The following is a 20,761-nucleotide window of genomic DNA, read 5'->3' as shown; positions in this document are numbered from 1 at the left end:
CATTTCCGGTGATTTGCCGGTCTAATAGAGAAGAAAACGGGTTTAGGAGGGAGAAGTAGAAAGATGTCCAAAAAAGTAAGAGTCCTGTTCTTATTCATCATTGTCATTGCTATCGGCTGGGGGATCGGTAAATATACGATTCCTTCGGCCTCAGAGGAACAGGGGGCGGCAGTCAATCAGCAGGATGACCTTCAGGGTCAGCCTGCGGCTTCGCCTAAGCCGACGGAGATTCCGGGTGATGAAGGATCGGACAAGCCGGATAACGCTGGCAACAGTAACACAAGTGGAGGAGATGTGCCTGCAGTTTCGACGGACCCGGCTGTTTCGGGGAACGGTTCCTCTGAGCAAACGGCTGCCAAACCGGACAGCATAACGGTGATGGTGAACAAGCAGTACGGACTGCCGGACAATTACAAACCGGAGGATCTCGTCTATCCGAATGTGCGGTTTACGTTCAAGGAGAAAATTGAGAAGCGGATGATGCGCAAGGAAGCGGCCTCGGCGCTGGAAGAGTTGTTTGCCGGTGCGCAGAAAGATGGCATTTATCTGGCGGGTGTCTCCGCTTACCGTTCCCAATCCACACAGGTGAGACTGTTTAACAATTACGTCAAACGTGATGGTGAGGAGAAAGCGCGCAGATACAGCGCTGTTCCAGGCCATAGCGAGCATCAGACCGGACTAGCTATTGATGTGACAAGCAGTGACGGGAAATGTGCGGCTGAAAGCTGCTTCGCTGGTACGCCGGAAGCCAAATGGTTAGCTGAACATGCAGCGGAGTATGGGTACATCATCCGCTATCCGGAAGGCAAGGAGAACATTACCGGATACATGTATGAGCCATGGCATATTCGTTATGTCGGCAAGGAAATAGCGGCTGATATTGTACAGAGCGGTGTTACGCTGGAGGAATACTATAACGCGGTTCCGGTGTCGCAATAGGCATGGATTTTCGCATGATGGAAGGGGATGTCCCATAAGCCATAGGCTTACGGACATCCTCTTTTGCATGGTCTGACCTAATGAGATGGATGATGGTAGCTGGCCGGGGGCTGTTAACTTGTGCGTCTTGGCTAGTGACTTGTGAGACTGCAACAGGTACCCTGTACTCCGTAACCGTGACCGTGACCGTGACCGTAACCGTAACCGTAACCGTAACCGTAACCGTAACCGTAACCGTAACCGTAACCGTAACCGTAACCGTAACCGTAACCGTAACCGTAACCGTAACCCGTAACCGTAACCCGTAACAGGTGCCCCGTACCCCGTGGTTTAAAATAAAGGCAATTCGGTACCTTAATTAATGGTGAAGTCGCTATATTAGCGAAATAAGTGCAATATTGTACCTTAAATTCACGAAAAAGGCTCTTTTTCAAACTAAGATGAGAATTAACATACGATTTTGCACTTAATTCCTTAAATTACACGTATAGATAGAAATTAAGGTACATATTTGCCTCTATTTCCCACCTTCTTAATCTTCTAGGCCTAGACCAATTGTTTATTAGGCAAAAAGGAGTGTCCCATAGACCAAGGAATAGCTCTTGTGTCGCTTGGGGCAATACGCAGAGCAGCGATTATCTAATCACAGCAGAATCGATGCTCTGTTGGCTATATGGTTTTGCGAATAAAAAGAATCCGTCACCTCGCGTAGACATCTCACTTTCGGGACAGCTCCTTCGCGTTGTTTTAGTGAAGCTTATCTCTTAAATTATAGCCGCCCGGGAGAGATCCCTTTAATTACAATGCAAGCGTGACTCGGGTGCGTGGTTTCATTCCCCAGCTTCTTCTATTGGCAGCCTGAGTTGCTCTTTTCGATAGCTCAGCGGGCTTTGTCCATAGCGTTTTTTAAAAGCCCTGCTGAAATAACTGAGGTCGGCAAAGCCGGCTTGTTCTGCCGATTCTGAGACAAGGGCGTCTGGCAGGCGAAGCAGTTCGGCCGCTTTTTCCAGCCGGATCTGATTCATCCGTTCCACAATGGTATGCCCTGTGAGCTTCTTGTATTGCCGGGACAGATGGCCGTAGCTCATATGCAGCGAAGCAGCCAATTCCGCGACACTCAGGCGCCCACCCTGATAGTCCTCCAAGTAAATCTCCACTTTTCGTACCAGCGGGTCCTGATAGGTTCTGGTTAACCCCGATTGTCCCTCCATCGATTGCTGAAGGGTGCAGAGTTGTTCGAGCAGTCCGACGAGCAAGAGCTGGAGTCCAAGCTCTGAACGCTGCAATGCAGCTTCGCGAAGGAAATGAATCAGCATGGCTCCGAAGCCAGCTTCATCACGGTAGGAGCCGGGCTTCCACTTTTGGAGCCGGAATAACCGTGCATACAGTGAACCTCCGGGCATATTCTCCTCCACCCCTTCTGCACGCCGAATCCGCCACCTGAAACAGAGGCCTTCATGCGGATTCCCCTTAGTATACGTATGAGAATGGACCATCCCCGGGGGAATAAGGAAGAACTCGTTGGCCTGCACACAGATGGAATCTCCGCCGAAATGCGTATCCAATCGCCCGGTCAGCACATAGTTGAATTCGAACCAGGTGTGGGCGTGGGGTGGGCATTTGCTGGCGGTACCTATTTGTTCAAAAATGATATCTACCCATTCAATAATGACATCCATCACCTGTATTTCTTCGCATAAGCGATTGAAAACAGGAGGAAGAGCGCTTTTCCAGTCGTTTAGTTCCATTTTAAATTATGGCTTCTTTCTTTTTTGAATACATTATATCATAATTGGACAAATATACGTGTGTTTTGGAAATGTACGCAGGCGTCTTACGGCCTCACAATGGAAGGGAGAAGATGACCTTACTTAAGGAGGCGGCAAGAGATGAAAAAACTGCATTTGCTCAGCAATGCCCACCTGGACCCTGTATGGCAGTGGGAATGGGAGGAAGGGGCGGCAGCAGCTGTATCAACCTTTCGCGCAGCGGCGGAGTTTTGCGAGGAATTCGACGGTTATATTTTTAATCACAATGAAGTGATTCTCTATAAATGGATTGAGGAGTATGAACCCAAGCTGTTTGCACGTATTCAGCGGCTGGTGAAGGAAGGCAAGTGGAGAATCATGGGCGGTTGGTACTTGCAGCCTGATTGCAACATGATTTCCGGGGAGTCTTTCGTTCGGCAGATCTTGCTGGGCAAAGCCTATTTCCGGGAGAAATTTGGTGTGGAGCCGACAACTGCGATCAATTTTGATTCGTTCGGACATACCCGGGGACTGGTGCAGATCCTTGAACAAGCCGGATATGATTCGTATATCTTTATGCGTCCTGATGAGATGGATGCCCTTCCAGCAGGAGATTTCATTTGGGAAGGCTATAATGGCTCGAAGGTGATGGCCCATAAGATCGAAGGCGGCTATAACACCAATATGGGCAAAACCCGTGAGAAAATCGAGCGCTGGCTGAGTGATCACGGAGACCGTGACACAGGACTTGTGCTCTGGGGAGTAGGCAACCACGGCGGAGGTCCATCCCGCATCGACTTGACCCAGATTGGAGAGCTGATGGCGGAGCGGAAAGATTTCGAGATTATTCACTCCACGCCGGAGGCGTATTTCGAGGATTTGCGAGCGGCTGAGCTGCCATCCTTTGCGGGTGATCTCAACCCCCGATTTGTGGGCTGCTACACCTCCATGATTCGCATTAAGCAGAAGCACCGTCAATTGGAGAATGAGCTGTTTATGACGGAGAAAATGCTGTCAGCAGCGGCGCTTCAGGGCTTGCTGTCGTATCCTTCTAACGATCTGTATGAAGCGTTGTGTGACCTGCTCACTGCACAGTTCCATGACATCCTGCCTGGGACATCGATACAGCCGGCGGAGGAGGCTTCACTGCGACAGATTGACCATGGGCTTGAGATCGTGGCACGTCTGAAGGCTAGAGCCTTCTTCGCACTGGCTTCGGGTCAGCCCAAGGCGGCGCTGAAAGAATATCCGATCCTGATCTATAATCCGCATCCGTTCCCGGTGAAGGGCATTTTTGAATGTGAATTTATGCTGGAGGACCAGAACTGGAATGAAGAGTTCTCAATGCCTCAAGTCTACAGAGATGGGCAACTGCTCCCGTGTCAGCCGGAAAAGGAACTCAGCAACTTGAATCTGGACTGGAGAAAAAGAGTGGTCTTTGAGGCCGAACTTGCTCCTTCCTCGATGAACCGTTTTGATGCCCGGATTAAAATGTTGGCGGAGAAGCCGCTTCCGCAGCTCACAGAGCAGGACGGGGCCTTCCGGTTTGAAACTGCCGATCTGAGCGTGGTCATTAACGCTGCAACAGGGCGGATGGATGAATACTCCGTCAAGGGCGTTTCGTACCTGCGTAAGGATGCATTTGCAGCGTTGGTCCTTGCAGACAATGAAGATCCATGGAGAATGGACACCATTGCTTTTGGCCCTGTAGAGGGCAGGTTTGAATTGATGAATGAGGAAGAGAGTGGTGTATTCTCCGGGTTGAAGAATCCGCTTCCGGCGGTACGGGTCATTGAAGATGGCGCGGTACGTACGGTGATTGAATCGGTGCTGACATACGGCAATTCCCGCATTTGTCAGCTCTACAAGCTGCCGAAGCAGGGAACCGAGATTGAAGTCGAGCTGCGTGTCTACTGGAACGAGAAGGACAAGATGCTCAAACTGTCCATCCCTACTGTTCTGGAGCAAGGGGACTTCCTTGGTCAGACGGCCTTTGGGGTCAATCCGCTGGATCGGGAGGGCAATGAAACGGTGGCCCAGAAGTGGATTGCAGTGGAAGATGCAGCACAGAACATGGCGGTTACTTGTATCAATAACGGAATTTACGGCGGAGATTTCCGTCAAGGCGAGGTCCGTCTGTCGCTGCTTCGGGGCGCAGGATACTGTGCTCATCCGATCGGAGACCGTCCGATTATGGTACAGGATCGCTTCCAGCCGCGAATGGATCAGGGTGAACGCAGCTACACCTTCTGGCTGAATGCGGGAGAGCTTGCAGATCGTAGAGATCAGGTGGACCGGGAAGCGCTGGCTCATAACGAACGGCCTTACGCATTGTCATTCTTCCCGTCAGGAGAGGGTGAGCCGCTGGAATCCTTTATCGTTCTGGAAGATGAACGTATCCAGCTCAGCGCTTTCAAAAAAGAGGAGCAAGGCGACGGCTACATTCTGAGACTGTTCGAGCCGACTGGCTCCGGAGGCTCCACTACCCTCAGTATCCCTTCACTTGGCATCCGCAGTGAAGTCAGTCTGAAGGGATTTGAATTCAAGACATTCCGTATTCAGCCTGCCTCAGGCACGTTTGAGGAGATTCCGCTCTGCGAACGCTAATACATTGACTGTGCCAGCCGCCAGACGGTCCTTATGGATCGCTCGGCGGCTTTTATTTGCCTAAGGATTACAGTGATGTGATACACAATCGAGGATAGATATGGCGTACTTTTGTATTCGGACCGGAATAGGAGTAAAATATAGAAAACCAATGAATTTTGAGAGGATGGTAGCACAATGTCGATCTACAGTTTTGCCGGGGTTACGCCTGCGGGCAAGGAAGTACCGTTCACGGAATATGAAGGCAAGGTGCTGCTGATTGCCAATACGGCCAGCAAATGCGGGCTGACTCCGCAGTATGGAGAGCTGCAAAAGCTGTACGAGCAGTATGGAGAACAAGGGCTGGTAGTCTTGGGCTTTCCCTGCAATCAGTTTGCCGGACAAGAGCCAGGAACTAGTGAAGAGGCAGCAGAATTCTGCCAGATTAACTATGGCGTCTCCTTCCCGGTATTTGCCAAGGTAGATGTCAATGGACCAGAAGCCAGCAAGCTCTTCGAGTATTTGAAGGAACAGCAACCTGGTGAGGGCGAGAGCAGTGACATCCAGTGGAATTTCACCAAATTCCTCGTCGACCGTAGTGGCAATGTGACCGCTCGCGTTGAGCCGAAAGAATCGCCTGAGACGATGAAGGACAGCATCGAGTCCTTGTTATAAATCTTGAGTAAGCAAGAAATTTTGGAATCACATGTTCTCCCGGACACGGCTTTTGGCTGTTGTCCGGGAGTTTGTCTATTTAGCCTTGTAGAGATCACTGAAGTGTGAAAATAATCCTTGACGCTTTTCATAGACCTTGTATTCTTTAGTAGCAATGATACATAACAGGAATTCGCATAAAGCAGGAAAGATTTCAGAATAATAATTGGCAGGAGGGTTCTGTACAAGGCATGAAATTGATTACGGAAGTAGCGGCAAGAGCAGGAATTGGTGAACAACATCTGGAGCTGTACGGTAAATATAAAAGCAAGTTGGCGCCTTCACTCTGGGAGGAGCTTAGCCACCGTCCGGACGGAAAACTTGTTCTGGTGACGGCGGTCAATCCCACACCGGCTGGAGAAGGGAAGACGTTAACAACGATTGGTCTCGCTCAGGCACTTAACGCTTCCGGGGTAAAGACGGTGGCTGCGCTGCGTGAACCTTCGCTGGGGCCTTGCCTGGGTATGAAGGGCGGAGCTACTGGCGGGGGCCAATCACAGATTGTCCCGGCGGACGAGATAAACCTCCATTTTACCGGAGATATTCATGCGGTGACCTCTGCGCATAACTTATTATCTGCTATGATCGACAATCATATCTTCCACGGCAATGCGCTGGATCTGGATCCTCAGCGAATTGTATGGAAGCGCGTCATGGATATGAACGACCGCAGTCTGCGGAGCATTGTTACAGGTCTGGGAGACGGCAACGGTACCGTCCGGGAAGCTGGTTTTCAGATCACTACAGCTTCAGAGATTATGGCTGTGCTCTGCCTTTGTGATGATTTGTCTGATCTTAAGAAACGTTTGGGCCGGATTCTTGTTGGATATAACCATCTCGGTCAGCCAGTCACAGCACAGGAGTTGGGTGCGGTCGAGGCCATGGCAGCCCTGCTGAAGGAAGCGGTAAAACCGAATCTGGTACAGACACTGGAAGGTACGCCGGTTATCGTGCATGGTGGACCTTTTGCGAATATAGCCCATGGCTGCAGCAGTGTTATAGGTACTCGCTATGCGCTGAAGCTGGGTGATCTTGTCGTCACGGAAGCTGGCTTTGGCGCTGATCTTGGTGCCGAGAAATTCATGGACATTAAATGCCGCCAAGCTGGATTAACCCCTGCCGCAGCCGTGCTGGTGGTTACCGTGAAGTCCCTGAAATACAATGGCGGTGTTGCCAAGAGTGAGCTCGGGTCCGAGAATCCAACAGCCTTGCTTGAAGGCATTCCTAATATGGAACGTCACATTGAGAACCTTGGTAAATTCGGCGTGCCCGTTGTTGTGGCCATCAATCATTTTGCGGGCGACAGCCCGGCCGAGATCGAGGCGATCCAGGCAGCTTGCCACCGTCTGAAGGTACCGTCTGCCGTATCCAAGGTATGGGCAGAGGGCGGAGCCGGCGGTCTGGAGCTGGCGAGTGAGCTGCTGCAGGTGCTGGAGCAAGACAGCGCTAATTTTGAGCCTTTGTATGAGGATAACCTTGATATTACGGATAAGATCACCACTATTGTGCGTGAAATCTACCGTGGTGCAGAGGTGAGCTTCTCTCCCGCAGCCAAGCGCAGCCTGGCTGTGATTGACCGGCTGGGTCTGAATGAGCTGCAAGTGTGCATGGCCAAGACGCCGTATTCTTTCTCTGATCAGGCCAAGCTCCTTGGGGCACCCGAAGGCTTTACTATGGGCGTGCGTGACATCACACTGTCACTAGGTGCCGGGTTTGCTGTAGTTATTACCGGCAACATCGTGACTATGCCCGGTCTTCCAGCTCGACCGGCAGCCGAAGGGATACGAGTGGATGAGGATGGCGAGATACACGGATTAGAATAAGATTGGAACGAAACTATAGCCCCGAGCTTTACTTGTCTGTATGGACGGTAAGGCTTGGGGCTTTATGTATTTATAGGCTTGACTTGACGGTCATAATGGCTCTGTGACATGGAGAAGCTAAAGGTAACAGCAATTCAGCAGGAAGCGGACACAAAATACTTAAAATTGTGAACAATTTAAGGAATTGCAGAAATAGACTTGAAATGTGATAAAAATCACAATATAATCAGTTCATAAAGTGAAATAAATCACAAACAAATAATATATAAGCTTTTCAAATTGGAGGAGGAAGAAATCATGAAAGTAGCAGTCATTGGATGTACCCATGCCGGAACCGCAGCCATCGTTAACACAGCCCAGCTTTATCCAGACGCCGAGATTACGGTGTACGAACGCAACGACAATATTTCGTTCCTGTCCTGCGGGATCGCCCTTTATGTAGGCGGTGTTGTTAAGGACCCTCAAGGACTCTTCTATTCCTCGCCAGAGAAGCTCGCTGAGCTCGGGGTGAAGACGAACATGCGTCATGAAGTGATTGCGGTGGACACCAAAGCCAAGACACTCCGGGCCCGCAACCTTGCGAATGGACAGGAATTTGATGATACCTACGACAAGCTGATCATGACTACCGGCTCTTGGCCGATTATTCCGAAGCTGGAAGGCATGGATCTGGACGGTATTCTGCTCTCGAAAAACTACAATCACTCCAACACTATCATTGAAAGAGCCCAACAAGTGAACCGGATTACGGTAGTTGGCGCCGGATATATCGGAGTAGAGCTGGTTGAGGCGTTCCAGATGAACGGCAAACAGGTAACCTTGATCGACGGGGAAGAGCGGATTTTGAGCAAATACCTGGACGAAGAATTCACAGCTCCTATCGAGCAGTCGCTGAAGGATCATGGTATTACCTTGGCGCTTGGTGAGAAGGTTAGCTCTTTTGTGGGCGAGAATGGCAAGGTTACTAAGGTTATCACAAGCAAAGGCGAGCATGAAACTGAGCTGGTGATCCTCTGCATCGGCTTCCGTCCTAATACGGAGCTATTGAAAGGCCAGGTTGACATGCTGCCGAACGGCGCGATTGTTGTGAACAATTATATGGAGACTAGTGCGCCGGATGTCTTCGCCGCTGGCGACAGCTGCGCGATCCACTACAACCCAACTGGTAAAAATGCTTACATTCCGCTGGCAACTAACGCTGTACGGATGGGTACTCTGGTGGCCCGTAATCTTGTCGCCCAGACTATTCCTTACATGGGCACGCAAGGAACATCCGGCATCAAGATCTATGAAGATAACATTGCCGGGACGGGACTGACGGAGGAAGCTGCCAAGGGTGAAGGTATGGAAGTGGATAGCGTTATGATCACCGACAACTACCGTCCGGAGTTCATGCCTACATTCGAGCAGGTGCAGCTCAAGGTTGTGTTTGAACGTGCGACACGCCGCATCCTGGGTGCGCAGATTATGTCCAAAATGGATTTGACGCAATCCATTAATACGATTTCGGTCTGCATCCAAAATAAGATGACGGTGGATCAGCTGGCCTTTATCGACTTCTTCTTCCAGCCGCACTACAACAAGCCTTGGAACTTCCTGAATACTGCCGGACTGCAGGCATTGCCGAAAACCCTGGCTGCCAAGGAACCCGCGCTAGTGTAATATCATCATATTTAAACCGGAGCCAGAGTACTGGCTTCGGTTTTTTTGCGTGTTCAAACGCTAATTATGACATGTCAGTGAAAATTTTCACTTGTCTTTTGCAGTAGTGATTATTATCACGTTAATGTCTTATATGACACGCTACAATGGCATAAAGGAACAAATTTAAAGTATTAAAAGGGGATACGAACCATGGCTTATAACAAACCTCAGCAAATTGCTGAAGCAACGGTGGAGAACGGAATCAAGAAGGCGCACAATCCGCTGAGTACCGTCCTTATACTTGGCTTCCTGGGCGGTGCCTTTATCGCCCTCGGGTTTTTACTGGATATCCGCGTGATTGCATCCGCGCCTAAAGAATGGGGCTCCATTGCGAATTTCATCGGGGCTGCAGTCTTCCCGGTAGGTCTGATCCTTGTGCTATTGGCAGGAGCGGAACTGTTAACAGGCAATATGATGGCGGTGCCGCTAGCCTTTATGGCGAAGAAGATTTCATTCAAGGAAGTCGTCAAGAACTTGACGCTAATCACACTTAGCAACTTGGCAGGGGCCTTGTTTGTTGCCTATTTCTTCGGGCATGTCGCCGGGCTGACGTCAGACGGAGTCTATCTGGATAAACTGGTGGATATGGCGGGACATAAGCTTGAAGCCGGATTCCTCCCGGCTTTCGTCTCTGGTATCGGCTGTAACTGGCTAGTCGCCTTGGCGGTATGGCTTTCCTACGGCGCAGACAGCTTCAGTGGCAAAATCCTGGGCATCTGGTTTCCGACCATGGCGTTCGTCGCCATCGGCTTCCAGCACGTTGTAGCCAATATGTTCCTCATTCCGGCGGCTATTTTTGAGGGGCACTATTCCTGGTACGAGTATTTTATGAACTTTATTCCGGTCTGGTTGGGAAATCTGACAGGCGGGGCTATCTTTGTAGCGGCAGCCTATTGGGCAGCTTACTTGCGCAAGGCGCCTACGGCGGTGCAAGCGGTGGACAGCATGTCTGTTGCCAGTGCGAAGAAGCATGCTTAATGCGTAGCACAGGGCTACGTTGATGAACAGACATTCTCTGGGGTTCGCAGGTCCTGAAGTCAAGTTACAGGCATGCTTCCTTGGGGGATGTTTTTTTGTACCATTACATAATAAAAATTCGCCGCGGTCTCGACTCGGGGGAACGAAATCGAAACGCACGGCGATTCTAATAGGGAGTGTTTCTTAGGCTCTATTACCCTGGGAATACGGGGGTGAATCAGAGTCATTCTAGACAATGGAGAACGGTCATCTCGTTGACTTCGATCACTTTGATATAATATCGCGATGATGCGACAATGCGGCAGTGTACATGCTTGCCCTACAGCTACTGATGGGAGGATACTGGTGGAATTGACGACACCAATCTTACAGAGGATGTACACTAGTTATGAGGTTTTTATCTGCTTATCCTAAAGAAGTAAAAGTATTTCTGATTGCCAGCCTGATCAATGCGACGGGCAGTGCGCTGATGTGGCCGCTCGTGACCATGTATGTGTTCGATGAGCTCGGACGCAGTATGAAGGATGCCGGTCTGGTCATTCTGATTCAATCCCTGGGAGGGATTGCTGGGCAACTGCTGGGTGGCTCCCTGTACCATAAAGTTGGCGTGAACCGCCTGATCGTCGGAGCGCTCGCCATGAACGCCCTTGCGTTGTTCACTCTTCCGGCCGCCAGTCACAATTGGACGATTTTCATGATCGTGATGGGGTTTGTGGGGCTATTCAATTCGTTGTCACTCCCGGCTATTCAGGCCTTTATTGGTTTTCGCTTTGCCAAGCAGCGGGGTGAGCTGTTTAACATCGTCTACGTCGCCAATAATATAGGTGTGGCGCTGGGTACGGCCTTGAGCGGTTTTCTCGCCGATATCTCCTATATGCTGAGCTTTGTGATGAACGGTGTGACCTCAGCCGTATTCGCCGTGTTTTTCTTCATGTATTTGCGGCGAGTCGGAACGGGACCGGAAGCAGAGGAAGCGGATTATAAAAAGCATCAGCCCCGCAGCCAGTCCGGCTGGCTACTGATGGGCAATACAAGAATCTACCTCTATATGTCGGTAGCTTCGCTGTTCCTGCTGGTCGGCAACTCCATCTGGAACACGGGTGTGTCACCGTTTATTATTTCGGAGGACTGGCCCAAGAAAGCGTATGGCTTCCTTTGGACGCTGAACGGCATTCTGATCTTTGCTGCCCAGCCCGTGATCAGTTTGCTGAAACGCTGGTTCGCCAAAGATTCCACGGCCCAGATGACGGCTAGTGCGCTGCTCTATTTGAGCGGCTATGCCGTGATCCTGGGCGTGCAGAATTATCCTGGCCTGATTCTGGCCATGGTGTTAACTACGTTCGGTGAAATGTTAATCTCTCCGGCTATGCCGGCTTTCATCACCGAACATGCAAACCGCAGTGCCCCGTTCTACCTGGGGCTGAGCGGAGGCATTGGGGCCATCGGCAGAGTTATCGGGCCTTATTTCATGGGTAGTCTATACGACAGTGGAGGATTGTCGCCTACTGCCTGGCTGGCGTGTGCCATGGCCGTGTTGTCCACCTTGTTCTTCATTATTCATGCCTATATCAATCGCTGGCGCGGCTCGGCGGACCAGGCAACCATATCACCTTAGGCCTGGGCATAGAGCCACCGGCCTGATATAAATTCCAGAGTCTAGGGCAAGGGGGGAGCTTATGCAACGAATGGATGGCGGCGGACTGATGATCCGGCCCTCGGAGATCAGGGATGCCGGGGAGCTGATTGCGCTGGATCATCTCGTCTGGACCGAGGAAACGACACCGGGACCTTTGAAATGGCGTTCGCGGGAGGATTATTTGCAGCATTCACCACCCGGCTCTCAGTTATTGGCTTTGAATCAGGGCCGGCTATGCGGGTATGTCGGCTTTGGCAGTCCCAGCCCGATGAAGAGCCATCGGCATGTCTGTGAGATTAATATTGCTGTCCATCCGGAGTTTCGGCGGTCCGGTATTGGACGTCAATTGGTGGAAGCAGTCAAAAGGCATGTCAGGGATTACGGCATCCGCAAGCTCCGCCTGCGTGTGCTTGCAAGTAATGAGGTGGCACTGACCTTCTACCGATCCTGTGGATTTCAGGAGGAGGGACGATTGCGGGAAGAATTTTATCTCGGCGGACATTATGTCGATGAAATCTTTATGGGCCTTATGCTAACTGGAGAGCATAACGAAGAGACGGGTACCGCCTAAAACCAAGCAACCCGTTCTCCATTGTGAAAGGAAGAACGGGTTGTTTGGCTGGGACATAAAGGTTAGGATTTGTGGCTAGCCCAATAGCTGCCACTCACTGCGCAGCAGGCCGTACACGGCGTGGTTCACGTAGTCGTCCGGCAGCTTTTCTGCCTGGCGAATTACACCTTCCAGCACAAAGCCCAACCGCTCAGGAATGGCGCGGCTAGGAGCGTTGCCTGTAGCACAACGGATTTCTACACGGTTCAGCTCCATCTCCAGCAGCGCGTAATCTACGAATACCCGCACCGCACTGGTCATATACCCTTTGCCCTCGTAGCCTTCGCCCAGCCAGTAGCCGATGCCGACGGAACGGTTATGCCAGTCGATCTCATGATAGCCGATCACGCCGGCCAGCTCGCCCTGCACCCACAATCCTGCGGAGAAGCCCCCGTTGTCGCTGCCCAGCTTCATGGCATTCTTAATGAAGCTGGCGATATGAGCCTGCTCCGTAACGCCATCAACCCATGGCAGCCATTGTCTAAGCCGCTCCCGTGAGCGATCTACCAGTTGGAACATCGGGCGGGCATGCTCCGGCGCCAGTGGTTTTAGCATAAGTTCTTCGTCTATAACGTAATTAAACAAGTCGCAGCCTCCTTTGCAGCCCATGGCCAAATCTGTCTATCTGCGCTGTCTCCACTCCAGCGCATAAATGTCCTCTTCCAGCGACTGCATCCGCTGTCCTACCAGGCCACGGCAATCTTTGAGCGCTTCATTATAGATGGAAGGGCCCAATTCTTGCAGGAAGAAGTCGAGCAGATTATCTGCGGCCAGGTGACCGATGGTCTCACCGCGTTCAGCCTCAAAGTGGCTGCGGATATGCTCTACAAGAAGCTCCCGCTGCTCCTTGGGCAGCTTGATGACTTTCACAGGCGAATCCCCCTTTTAGATGTAAATTAAGGTAAAAAGGCTCTATGCTCTCATGCTACTCTATCGCCGGGAGTGAAGTCAAAAGATTCATAGGTACCGGAAGAAAGCATTTGGAACCCTGTCCGCTTTTATTGAACAATCCCTGCGTAACGGGTATATTAGTAGGAAACATGTTCATACAAGGTAGTAGTAACATTCCAGAAAGAAAGGTTGATATCTGTGGAGAACCGTAGCACCCCCTCCAATTTTATTAAGAATGTCATTACCGAAGATCTCCGCTCGGGTAAAGCCAAGGAAGTGATCACCCGGTTTCCGCCGGAGCCGAACGGCTATTTACATATCGGACATGCCAAGGCGATTTGGATCAACTTTACACTCGCGGATGAGTTCGGCGGCAAGACTAACCTGAGATTCGATGACACGAACCCTGTCAAAGAGGATATCGAGTTCGTCAATTCCATTAAAGAAGACGTGAAGTGGCTCGGCTATGAATGGGAAGAGCTGCGCTTCGCCTCCGATTATTTCGAGGAAATGTACGCGCGCGCGGAACTGCTGATCAACAAAGGTAAAGCCTATGTGGACGATCTCAGCGCTGAACAGATCCGCGAGCTGCGCGGCACGTTGTCGCAGCCGGGACAGAACAGTCCTTACCGTGAACGCAGTATTGAGGAGAACCTCGACCTGTTCCGCCGCATGCGTGCAGGGGAATTCCAAAATGGCGAGAAGGTGCTTCGTGCCAAGATCGACATGCTTTCGCCGAACATTAACCTTCGTGATCCAGTCATTTATCGGATCTCTCATGCTCATCACCACAACACCGGCGACAAATGGTGCATTTATCCGATGTATGCCTTTGCCCATCCGCTAGAAGACGCTATCGAGGGTGTAACGCATTCCCTGTGTTCCCTGGAGTTCGAAGATCAACGTCCATTCTATGATTGGGTGATCGCGGAATGCGAAATGCCGTCTGTACCGCATCAATACGAATTTGGACGCCTCAACCTGGCTCAGACCGTAACGAGCAAGCGTAAGCTGAAACTGCTGGTTGACGAAGGCCATGTCGATGGCTGGGACGATCCGCGTATGCCGACGGTTTCCGGTCTGCGCCGCCGTGGCTATACACCTGAAGCGATCCGCAATTTTGTATTCGAGACCGGAATCTCCAAGAACAATGGTCTGGTAGACTATCCGATGCTGGAGCATTTCATTCGTGAGGATCTGAAGCTGACTGTGCCGCGCACAATGGCGGTTCTTCGCCCGCTTAAGGTTGTCATTACGAACTATCCGGAAGGCCAAAGTGAGTTGTTGGAAGCGGAGAATAATTCAGAGAATGAAGAAATGGGCGTTCGCCAAATTCCGTTCTCCCGTGAAATCTACATCGAACGCGATGACTTCATGGAGAATCCGCCAAGCAAATATTTCCGTTTGTTCCCTGGCAATGAAGTGCGCTTGAAGCATGCTTACTTCATCAAGTGCAATGAGGTTATCAAGGATGAGAACGGTGAAGTTGTAGAACTGCATTGTACCTATGATCCTGAGACGAAAAGCGGCAGCGGATTTACAGGTCGTAAGGTTAAAGGAACGCTGCATTGGATCGAAGCCAGCCAAGCCGTTCCGGCAGAATTCCGCCTCTTGGAGCCGCTGATTGCAGCAGAAGAGCCGGATAAAGTGGTTGACGTCGAAGGTCTGGATGAAGCGGAGGACAAGCCGGAGCCAACCTTCCTGGATCAGTTGAACCCGAACTCCCTGGAGATTCTGCAGGGCTTTGTAGAGCCAGGTCTGAAGGACAGTGTACCTCAGGACAAGTTCCAATTCTTCCGTCACGGTTACTTCAACGTAGACAGCAAATATTCAGCGCCGGGTCATCTGGTGTTCAATCTAATAGTATCTTTGAAAAGCTCGTTCCAACTGCCGAAATAAGCACTCTGGAATCGCAGTTACGAGGATCAGACGTACAAAAGGGGAGTTCCTGCAGACACTGAACAGTGCTGCGGAACTCCCCCTATTTGTACATAGCGCTGATTTAGAACTCTACTTCTTCCACTAGCTCTGGTTCTTCAGGGACAGGCTGATAGCGGCCACGAATGACAAACAGCCACATAAACCCGAAGCCGAGCGTTCCGATAAAGGTCAGGAATACGCTGCCCTGATACATGCTGAGGGCCCCGAGATTCTGATACAGCCATCCTCCGAGAATACCGCCTAGAATCCCGGAGATTCCGCTCCAGGTCAAGGTATAGAGCGCTTGTCCTGAAGAATGGTACGGACGTGGTACGAGCAGACGAGTTAACTGGGCACCAACGTAGAAAAATCCACCGAAGGTTACACTGTGCAGAATCTGTATGAGAGCTACCTCCAGCGGCATCGTTGCATCAGCCATCAGCCACCACCGCAGAACATACAGGGCACTGACCAGCGTCAGACAGCCGATCAGCACCGATATTTTACGTTTCAGGAATCGTTCGCAGAGAGCGAATACGCCAACCTCCAGGATGGACGAGAGAAAGACAGCCAGTCCAATCATGGTTTTGGAGCCGCCCAAATCCGAGATATACAGTGACATGAACGTTGTATTCATCGTATTCGGAATGGAAACGAGAATCCCGAAGAGAATAAAGCACAGGAAGAACGGGTTAGCAAAGAGTTTGCCAAAGCCTCTGAATGGCAGCGGAGCCATCCCGATGGAATGATTCAGCTTAGGCAGTGCCAGTAGCGATACCATCGAAGCACATAGTAGTGCTGCGAACAGATACGATAAAATCGAGACACCCGTTCGATCAATAATGGGGCCTACAGCCAACGCAGTGATGGCCCATCCCAACGAGCCCCAGAGCCGGAAGGACTTGAAACGATAGTTTGTTCCGTCTATATAGCTCAGAATGATCGTATTGCTCTGGGCAAACAGCGGCCCTTGGAAGAAAAAGAACAAGATAATGGAGATATAGATCATCTCATATGTATTTGCTTGAAAGACAAGCTGTGATAAGAGCAGTGTTCCCGTCAGCATGATCAGCACGATTCGGCGGATGTTCTGGTAACGGTTCGTCCAAATGCCCCAGAACGGATTAGCGAAGATGGAAACGAGCGCACCCAGGGAAATGACACTGCCGATCTCAAGCTTGTTCATCCCTACATCCTGAAGGTATAGTTGAAAAAAGCTGGTGAACAGGACCATGGTTCCATATACGAAGAAATTGAACCATTTTAAGGACGTGAAAGAAGATTGCATATGAAGGTTCTCCCGCAAATTGGGCACTCCTTTCCCGCTAAATGCTGTACATATATTCATTGCCGCCGTCTCTAGGCAACTTCTATCACTGTAACACGTGTTGAAAAGGGATACAAACCAACTTTTGAGCAGATTTCCAAATCTCTGGTGATTTTTGCGCGATTGTCGTTATATATACAAGGCACAAGGTGCCATTTTCTTAGATTATCCATGATTAACAGCAGCTATCCCGGTTTTACCTACTGGCTTCGCTGTGTCCTTGGTCCCTATTTTAATTTTGAATTGTTTAACTTCAGTTTAAAAAGCAAGGTTATTATTGGACTACGGGAGACGGGAGCTGAAAGCCTTCTTCTATTTATTTAACCGAACGAAAAGGAGAACCTCCATGAATAACAAAAAAACTGTACAGAAGCAGGGGGCGGCACTTAAACCGTTTCTGACTCTGCTGAGAGAAACCAAGCCCTCCTACAGCCTGCTGACGACGGCCATTGCGCTCAGTGTCATCTCTACGCTGGTGGGTCTAGTAATTCCTATGTTCACCAAAACACTGGTTGACGGTTTCTCGCTGGCTTCCATAAGTAAACTGCAGATTGCCGGAATCGTTGGAGCTTTTATCGCTCAGACGATTGCCGGGGGCGTGTCCATCTACTTGCTGAATTATGTCGGACAAAAGATGGTAGCGGGTCTGCGGGATCGGCTGTGGCGCAAGTTCCTTGTGCTGCCGGTGGCTTATTATAATGATAACCGGACTGGTGAAAGTGTCAGCCGGATGACTAATGACACGGGAATCATTAAAACCTTGATCTCCGAGCATTTGGCCAGCTTGTTTACCGGAGTCATCTCGATTGTTGGCTCCATTGCCGTTCTGCTCTATTTAAATTGGCAAATGACTTTGGTGCTGTTCGCTGTACTGCCGCTGTCGGCCTTAATATTGGTACCGCTGGGACGGCAGATGTACAAAATCTCCAAAGGGATGCAGGATGAGACGGCTTCCTTTACCGCCACGCTGAGTGCGGTACTATCGGAGATCCGCCTGGTGAAGGCTTCTGGTGCAGAGAAAAGGGAATATGAGGCTGGTAGAAGCGGAATTATGAACCTGCTGACCTTCGGTATTCGTGAGGGTAAGGTAAGTGCCATGATCAGCCCGCTGGTATCTTTTGTATTCATGATGTTGCTTGTTGTAATTATCGGTTATGGTGGCATGCAGGTATCGTCAGGGGCACTCACCGCCGGTGAACTGGTCGCTTTCATTCTCTATCTCATCCAGATCATTATGCCGTTGACCCAATTGACCACTTTCTTCACGCAAATTCAGAAGGCTAAGGGCGCTTCGGAGCGTATTATCGAGACTTTGGCGGCTGAAGAAGAGAACTACGAGGGAGAAGCTGAAGCCACAGCTGCCCATGGGCCGATCACAGTGGAAGATGTGAGCTTCGGCTACAAGGACGGCGAGAAGGTACTCAGCAATGTGAGTTTTACCATGCTTCCGGGCCAGGTTACAGCCATTGTGGGACCCAGCGGTGGAGGGAAGACGACATTGTTCTCCATGCTGGAGCGCTTCTATGAGCCCGAGAGTGGTGAGATTCGACTGGGGGATAGGCCTGTTACGGACTTTTCCTTGAAATCCTGGCGGAGTCTGATCGGGTATGTGTCTCAGGAAAGTCCGCTGCTGGCGGGTACAATTGCTGACAATCTCAGCTACGGCCTTGAACGGGAAGTCAGCCTGGAAGAGATGCGTAGAGCAGCTTCGATGGCCTATGCTGACGGCTTTATCGACGAATTGCCGGATGGGTATGAGACGGATGTCGGCGAACGGGGCGTGAAGCTGTCAGGTGGACAGCGGCAGCGGATTGCCATAGCCAGAGCGCTGCTGCGCGATCCTGAGATTCTGATGCTTGATGAAGCTACCTCCAGTCTGGACAGTCAATCCGAGGCGGTAGTGCAGAAGGCGCTGACGAATCTGATGAAGGGCAGAACAACGATTGTCATCGCCCACCGGTTGGCTACGGTTGTCCATGCGGACCAGCTTATTTTCATGGAAAAGGGCCGGATTACCGGCAAAGGAACACACGAAGAATTGCTAAATCATCATGCGCTGTACCGGGAGTTTGCCACCCAGCAGCTGCAAATGAATGAACCATCTGCCTATGACGGCAGCAAAGAGGAGGTTCTGTCTAAAAATGACCAAAATTCTGGTAGTGGACGACGATCCGCATATCCGCGAATTGGTGGAAGTGTTTCTGAGAGCTGAAGGGATGGAAGAGATCTACTCGGCTTCTGACGGGCTGGAAGCTCTCCGTCTTCTAGAGAACACTTCGGTGGATATGGCGATACTGGATGTCATGATGCCGAATATGGATGGCTGGGAGCTATGCCGGGAGCTGCGAAGATTATATGACTTTCCGATCTTGATGCTGACGGCCAAAGGGGAAACGATGCAAATTGTAAAAGGCTTTGAACTTGGCACCGACGACTATCTGGTCAAGCCGTTTGAACCGCCGATCCTGATCGCCAGGGTGAAGGCGCTGCTCAAGCGGTACCAGATTTCCGCTGCGCAGAGTGTGGTGATCGGCCATCTGCGGATGAACCGTAAAACCTACGAGGTGCACACTGCGGATGGGGAGATTACATTGCCGCTCAAAGAGTTCGAGCTGCTCTTCAAGCTGGGCAGTTATCCAGGGCAGACCTTGGCCCGGGAACGGCTGATCGAAGACATCTGGGGTTATGATTTTGAAGGTAATGAGCGGACGCTGGATGTGCATATCAACCGTCTGCGGGAACGATTCCCGAGAGAGAAATACGGATTCGCGATCCGGACGCTGCGTGGTCTGGGGTACCGGTTGGAGAGTGATATATGAATAAATCCAAGAAATTAATCCGATTTTTTTTGTTCATTGGATTCCTCGGCGTGATTCTTCTTAGCTGGAGTGGGTCTTATTTCGTAATGAACTGGATATTTTCCAGGACTCGCCGTCCTGCTCAGGAATATACGGCAGGGCTACTGACCACGGGTGTGTCGGTTGTGTTCTTCTTTTTGCTGGTGCTGTGTGTCTCTGGCATCTTCCGTGGCTGGGAGCGGGTCTTCTACAAGTCCATTATTGAAGGCCTCCGCAGAATCTCCACCGGTGATTTCAATGTCGTTCTGGCTAAGGATAAAGATTATGGTGAATTTGGCGAGATTGCTGAAAGCATCAACAAGATGGCCAGCGAACTGGGCCGGATGGAGACCATGCGCCAGGATTTCATCTCCAATGTCTCCCATGAGATCCAGTCGCCTTTGACCTCTATCCGGGGCTTTACCCGTGCACTTCAGTCGGAGACGCTCAGCCCGGATACCAGGCGGCATTATCTCGACATTATTGAAACCGAGAGCACAAGGCTATCGGGGCTGAGCGACAATCTCCTGAAGCTGTCTGCGCTGGAATCGGGTGATTTTCCGTTTGAGAAGCAGCTCTACCGGCTGGATAAGCAGCTGCGAAATATGATTCTAGCATCCGAACCGCAGTGGCTGGAGAAGAATATTGAGGTGGAGGCTGAGCTTGCAAGCGCGGAGGTATACGCCGTGGAAGATCTCTTGAGCCAGGTGTGGACCAATCTGCTGCACAACAGTATTAAGTTCACTCCAGAGGGCGGATATATTCGTGTCCGGATGGAGGTAGTGGATGGAGTTGTTCAAGTGGAAATCAGAGATAGCGGGATCGGAATCTCGGCAGAAGATCTGCCGCGCATTTTTGAACGCTTCTACAAAGCAGACAAAGCCAGAAGTGCTAGTGGAGGTGGCAGCGGCCTTGGGTTATCTCTTGTGAATAAGATTATTGAGATTCACGAGGGAAGCGTAACGGCAACTAGCCGTCCCGGGGAAGGGACGGCTTTTGTAGTAAGCTTGCCTGTGCAGACCCCATGATGTAGGCCGGTTCATGTGCA

At 50.8% G+C, this 20,761-nt stretch carries 17 protein-coding genes; 13 read left to right on the top strand and 4 right to left on the bottom strand.

What is annotated here, in order from left to right; genetic code table 11:
* Positions 1-63 precede the first annotated feature (63 nt).
* Together ACFRAM_RS14925 and ACFRAM_RS14920 are read left to right on the top strand one after the other, a co-directional pair.
* Complete coding sequence (locus ACFRAM_RS14925) at positions 64-939, top strand: M15 family metallopeptidase (RefSeq protein WP_379466504.1); 876 nt, start codon at positions 64-66, stop codon at positions 937-939.
* An 80-nt stretch (positions 940-1,019) separates the two neighbouring features.
* Positions 1,020-1,247 carry a hypothetical protein gene (locus tag ACFRAM_RS14920; RefSeq protein WP_379466503.1) on the top strand — a complete coding sequence of 76 codons (228 nt, stop codon included), beginning with the start codon at positions 1,020-1,022 and terminating at the stop codon, positions 1,245-1,247.
* A 522-nt stretch (positions 1,248-1,769) separates the two neighbouring features.
* Here ACFRAM_RS14920 and ACFRAM_RS14915 read toward each other — a convergent pair.
* Positions 1,770-2,618, bottom strand: coding sequence for an AraC family transcriptional regulator (locus tag ACFRAM_RS14915; RefSeq protein WP_379466502.1), 849 nt, complete (start codon positions 2,616-2,618; stop codon positions 1,770-1,772).
* A gap of 210 nt (positions 2,619-2,828) precedes the next feature.
* Here ACFRAM_RS14915 and ACFRAM_RS14910 point away from each other — a divergent pair, with 210 nt between their 5' ends.
* The 7 genes from ACFRAM_RS14910 to ACFRAM_RS14880 all read left to right on the top strand — a co-directional run bounded on the left by ACFRAM_RS14910 (position 2,829) and on the right by ACFRAM_RS14880 (position 12,699).
* Positions 2,829-5,294, top strand: coding sequence for a glycoside hydrolase family 38 N-terminal domain-containing protein (locus tag ACFRAM_RS14910; protein WP_379466501.1), 2,466 nt, complete (start codon positions 2,829-2,831; stop codon positions 5,292-5,294).
* 177 nt (positions 5,295-5,471) lie between these two features.
* Positions 5,472-5,948 carry a glutathione peroxidase gene (locus tag ACFRAM_RS14905; protein ID WP_175370411.1) on the top strand — a complete coding sequence of 159 codons (477 nt, stop codon included), beginning with the start codon at positions 5,472-5,474 and terminating at the stop codon, positions 5,946-5,948.
* A gap of 230 nt (positions 5,949-6,178) precedes the next feature.
* Positions 6,179-7,810, top strand: a complete 1,632-nt coding sequence (locus ACFRAM_RS14900; protein ID WP_379466500.1) for a formate--tetrahydrofolate ligase — start codon at positions 6,179-6,181, stop codon at positions 7,808-7,810.
* A gap of 297 nt (positions 7,811-8,107) precedes the next feature.
* Entirely contained in the window at positions 8,108-9,472 is a 1,365-nt protein-coding gene (locus ACFRAM_RS14895; protein ID WP_379466499.1) for an FAD-dependent oxidoreductase, read from the top strand.
* Between the two features lie 192 nt (positions 9,473-9,664).
* On the top strand, positions 9,665-10,492 hold the full coding sequence (locus tag ACFRAM_RS14890) for a formate/nitrite transporter family protein (RefSeq protein WP_379466498.1): 828 nt from the start codon (positions 9,665-9,667) through the stop codon (positions 10,490-10,492).
* A gap of 388 nt (positions 10,493-10,880) precedes the next feature.
* Positions 10,881-12,107: an MFS transporter gene (locus ACFRAM_RS14885; protein ID WP_379466497.1), complete on the top strand. Its 1,227-nt coding sequence runs from the start codon at positions 10,881-10,883 to the stop codon at positions 12,105-12,107.
* 61 nt (positions 12,108-12,168) lie between these two features.
* Positions 12,169-12,699 (top strand): GNAT family N-acetyltransferase, encoded by a 531-nt coding sequence (locus tag ACFRAM_RS14880; protein ID WP_379466496.1) that lies wholly within the window; start codon positions 12,169-12,171, stop codon positions 12,697-12,699.
* A gap of 75 nt (positions 12,700-12,774) precedes the next feature.
* On the opposite strand, the gene ACFRAM_RS14875 is transcribed toward ACFRAM_RS14880, so the two are convergent.
* The gene (locus ACFRAM_RS14875; RefSeq protein WP_379466495.1) at positions 12,775-13,323 is read right to left on the bottom strand and encodes a GNAT family N-acetyltransferase; all 549 of its coding nucleotides are present in this window, start codon (positions 13,321-13,323) and stop codon (positions 12,775-12,777) included.
* Positions 13,324-13,359: 36 nt separating this feature from the next.
* Entirely contained in the window at positions 13,360-13,608 is a 249-nt protein-coding gene (locus ACFRAM_RS14870) for a DUF2164 domain-containing protein (RefSeq protein WP_379466494.1), read from the bottom strand.
* A gap of 210 nt (positions 13,609-13,818) precedes the next feature.
* Here ACFRAM_RS14870 and ACFRAM_RS14865 point away from each other — a divergent pair, with 210 nt between their 5' ends.
* Complete coding sequence (locus ACFRAM_RS14865) at positions 13,819-15,528, top strand: glutamine--tRNA ligase/YqeY domain fusion protein (protein ID WP_379466493.1); 1,710 nt, start codon at positions 13,819-13,821, stop codon at positions 15,526-15,528.
* A 103-nt stretch (positions 15,529-15,631) separates the two neighbouring features.
* Here ACFRAM_RS14865 and ACFRAM_RS14860 read toward each other — a convergent pair whose 3' ends face one another.
* A complete protein-coding gene (locus ACFRAM_RS14860) occupies positions 15,632-16,837 on the bottom strand; it encodes an MFS transporter (RefSeq protein WP_379466492.1) in 1,206 nt (401 codons plus the stop codon).
* A gap of 385 nt (positions 16,838-17,222) precedes the next feature.
* Between ACFRAM_RS14860 and ACFRAM_RS14855 the strand changes: the two genes are divergently transcribed.
* Genes ACFRAM_RS14855 through ACFRAM_RS14845 form a run of 3 tightly spaced genes read left to right on the top strand, consistent with a single transcriptional unit; the run spans position 17,223 to position 20,741 of the window.
* Entirely contained in the window at positions 17,223-19,088 is a 1,866-nt protein-coding gene (locus tag ACFRAM_RS14855; protein WP_379466491.1) for an ABC transporter ATP-binding protein, read from the top strand.
* On the top strand, positions 19,018-19,695 hold the full coding sequence (locus tag ACFRAM_RS14850; RefSeq protein ID WP_379466490.1) for a response regulator transcription factor: 678 nt from the start codon (positions 19,018-19,020) through the stop codon (positions 19,693-19,695). Before ACFRAM_RS14855 ends, ACFRAM_RS14850 begins: the two co-directional genes overlap by 71 nt.
* Positions 19,692-20,741: a sensor histidine kinase gene (locus tag ACFRAM_RS14845; protein ID WP_379466489.1), complete on the top strand. Its 1,050-nt coding sequence runs from the start codon at positions 19,692-19,694 to the stop codon at positions 20,739-20,741. The genes ACFRAM_RS14850 and ACFRAM_RS14845 overlap by 4 nt, the downstream gene beginning before the upstream one ends.
* Positions 20,742-20,761: the final 20 nt, after the last annotated feature.

The organism is Paenibacillus sp. NPDC056722, assembly GCF_042790635.1.
Lineage (GTDB): Bacteria > Bacillota > Bacilli > Paenibacillales > Paenibacillaceae > Paenibacillus_AQ > Paenibacillus_AQ agri.
Note: the sequence above shows the minus strand (reverse complement) of the source record. Positions and strands in the feature narration are given on the sequence as shown.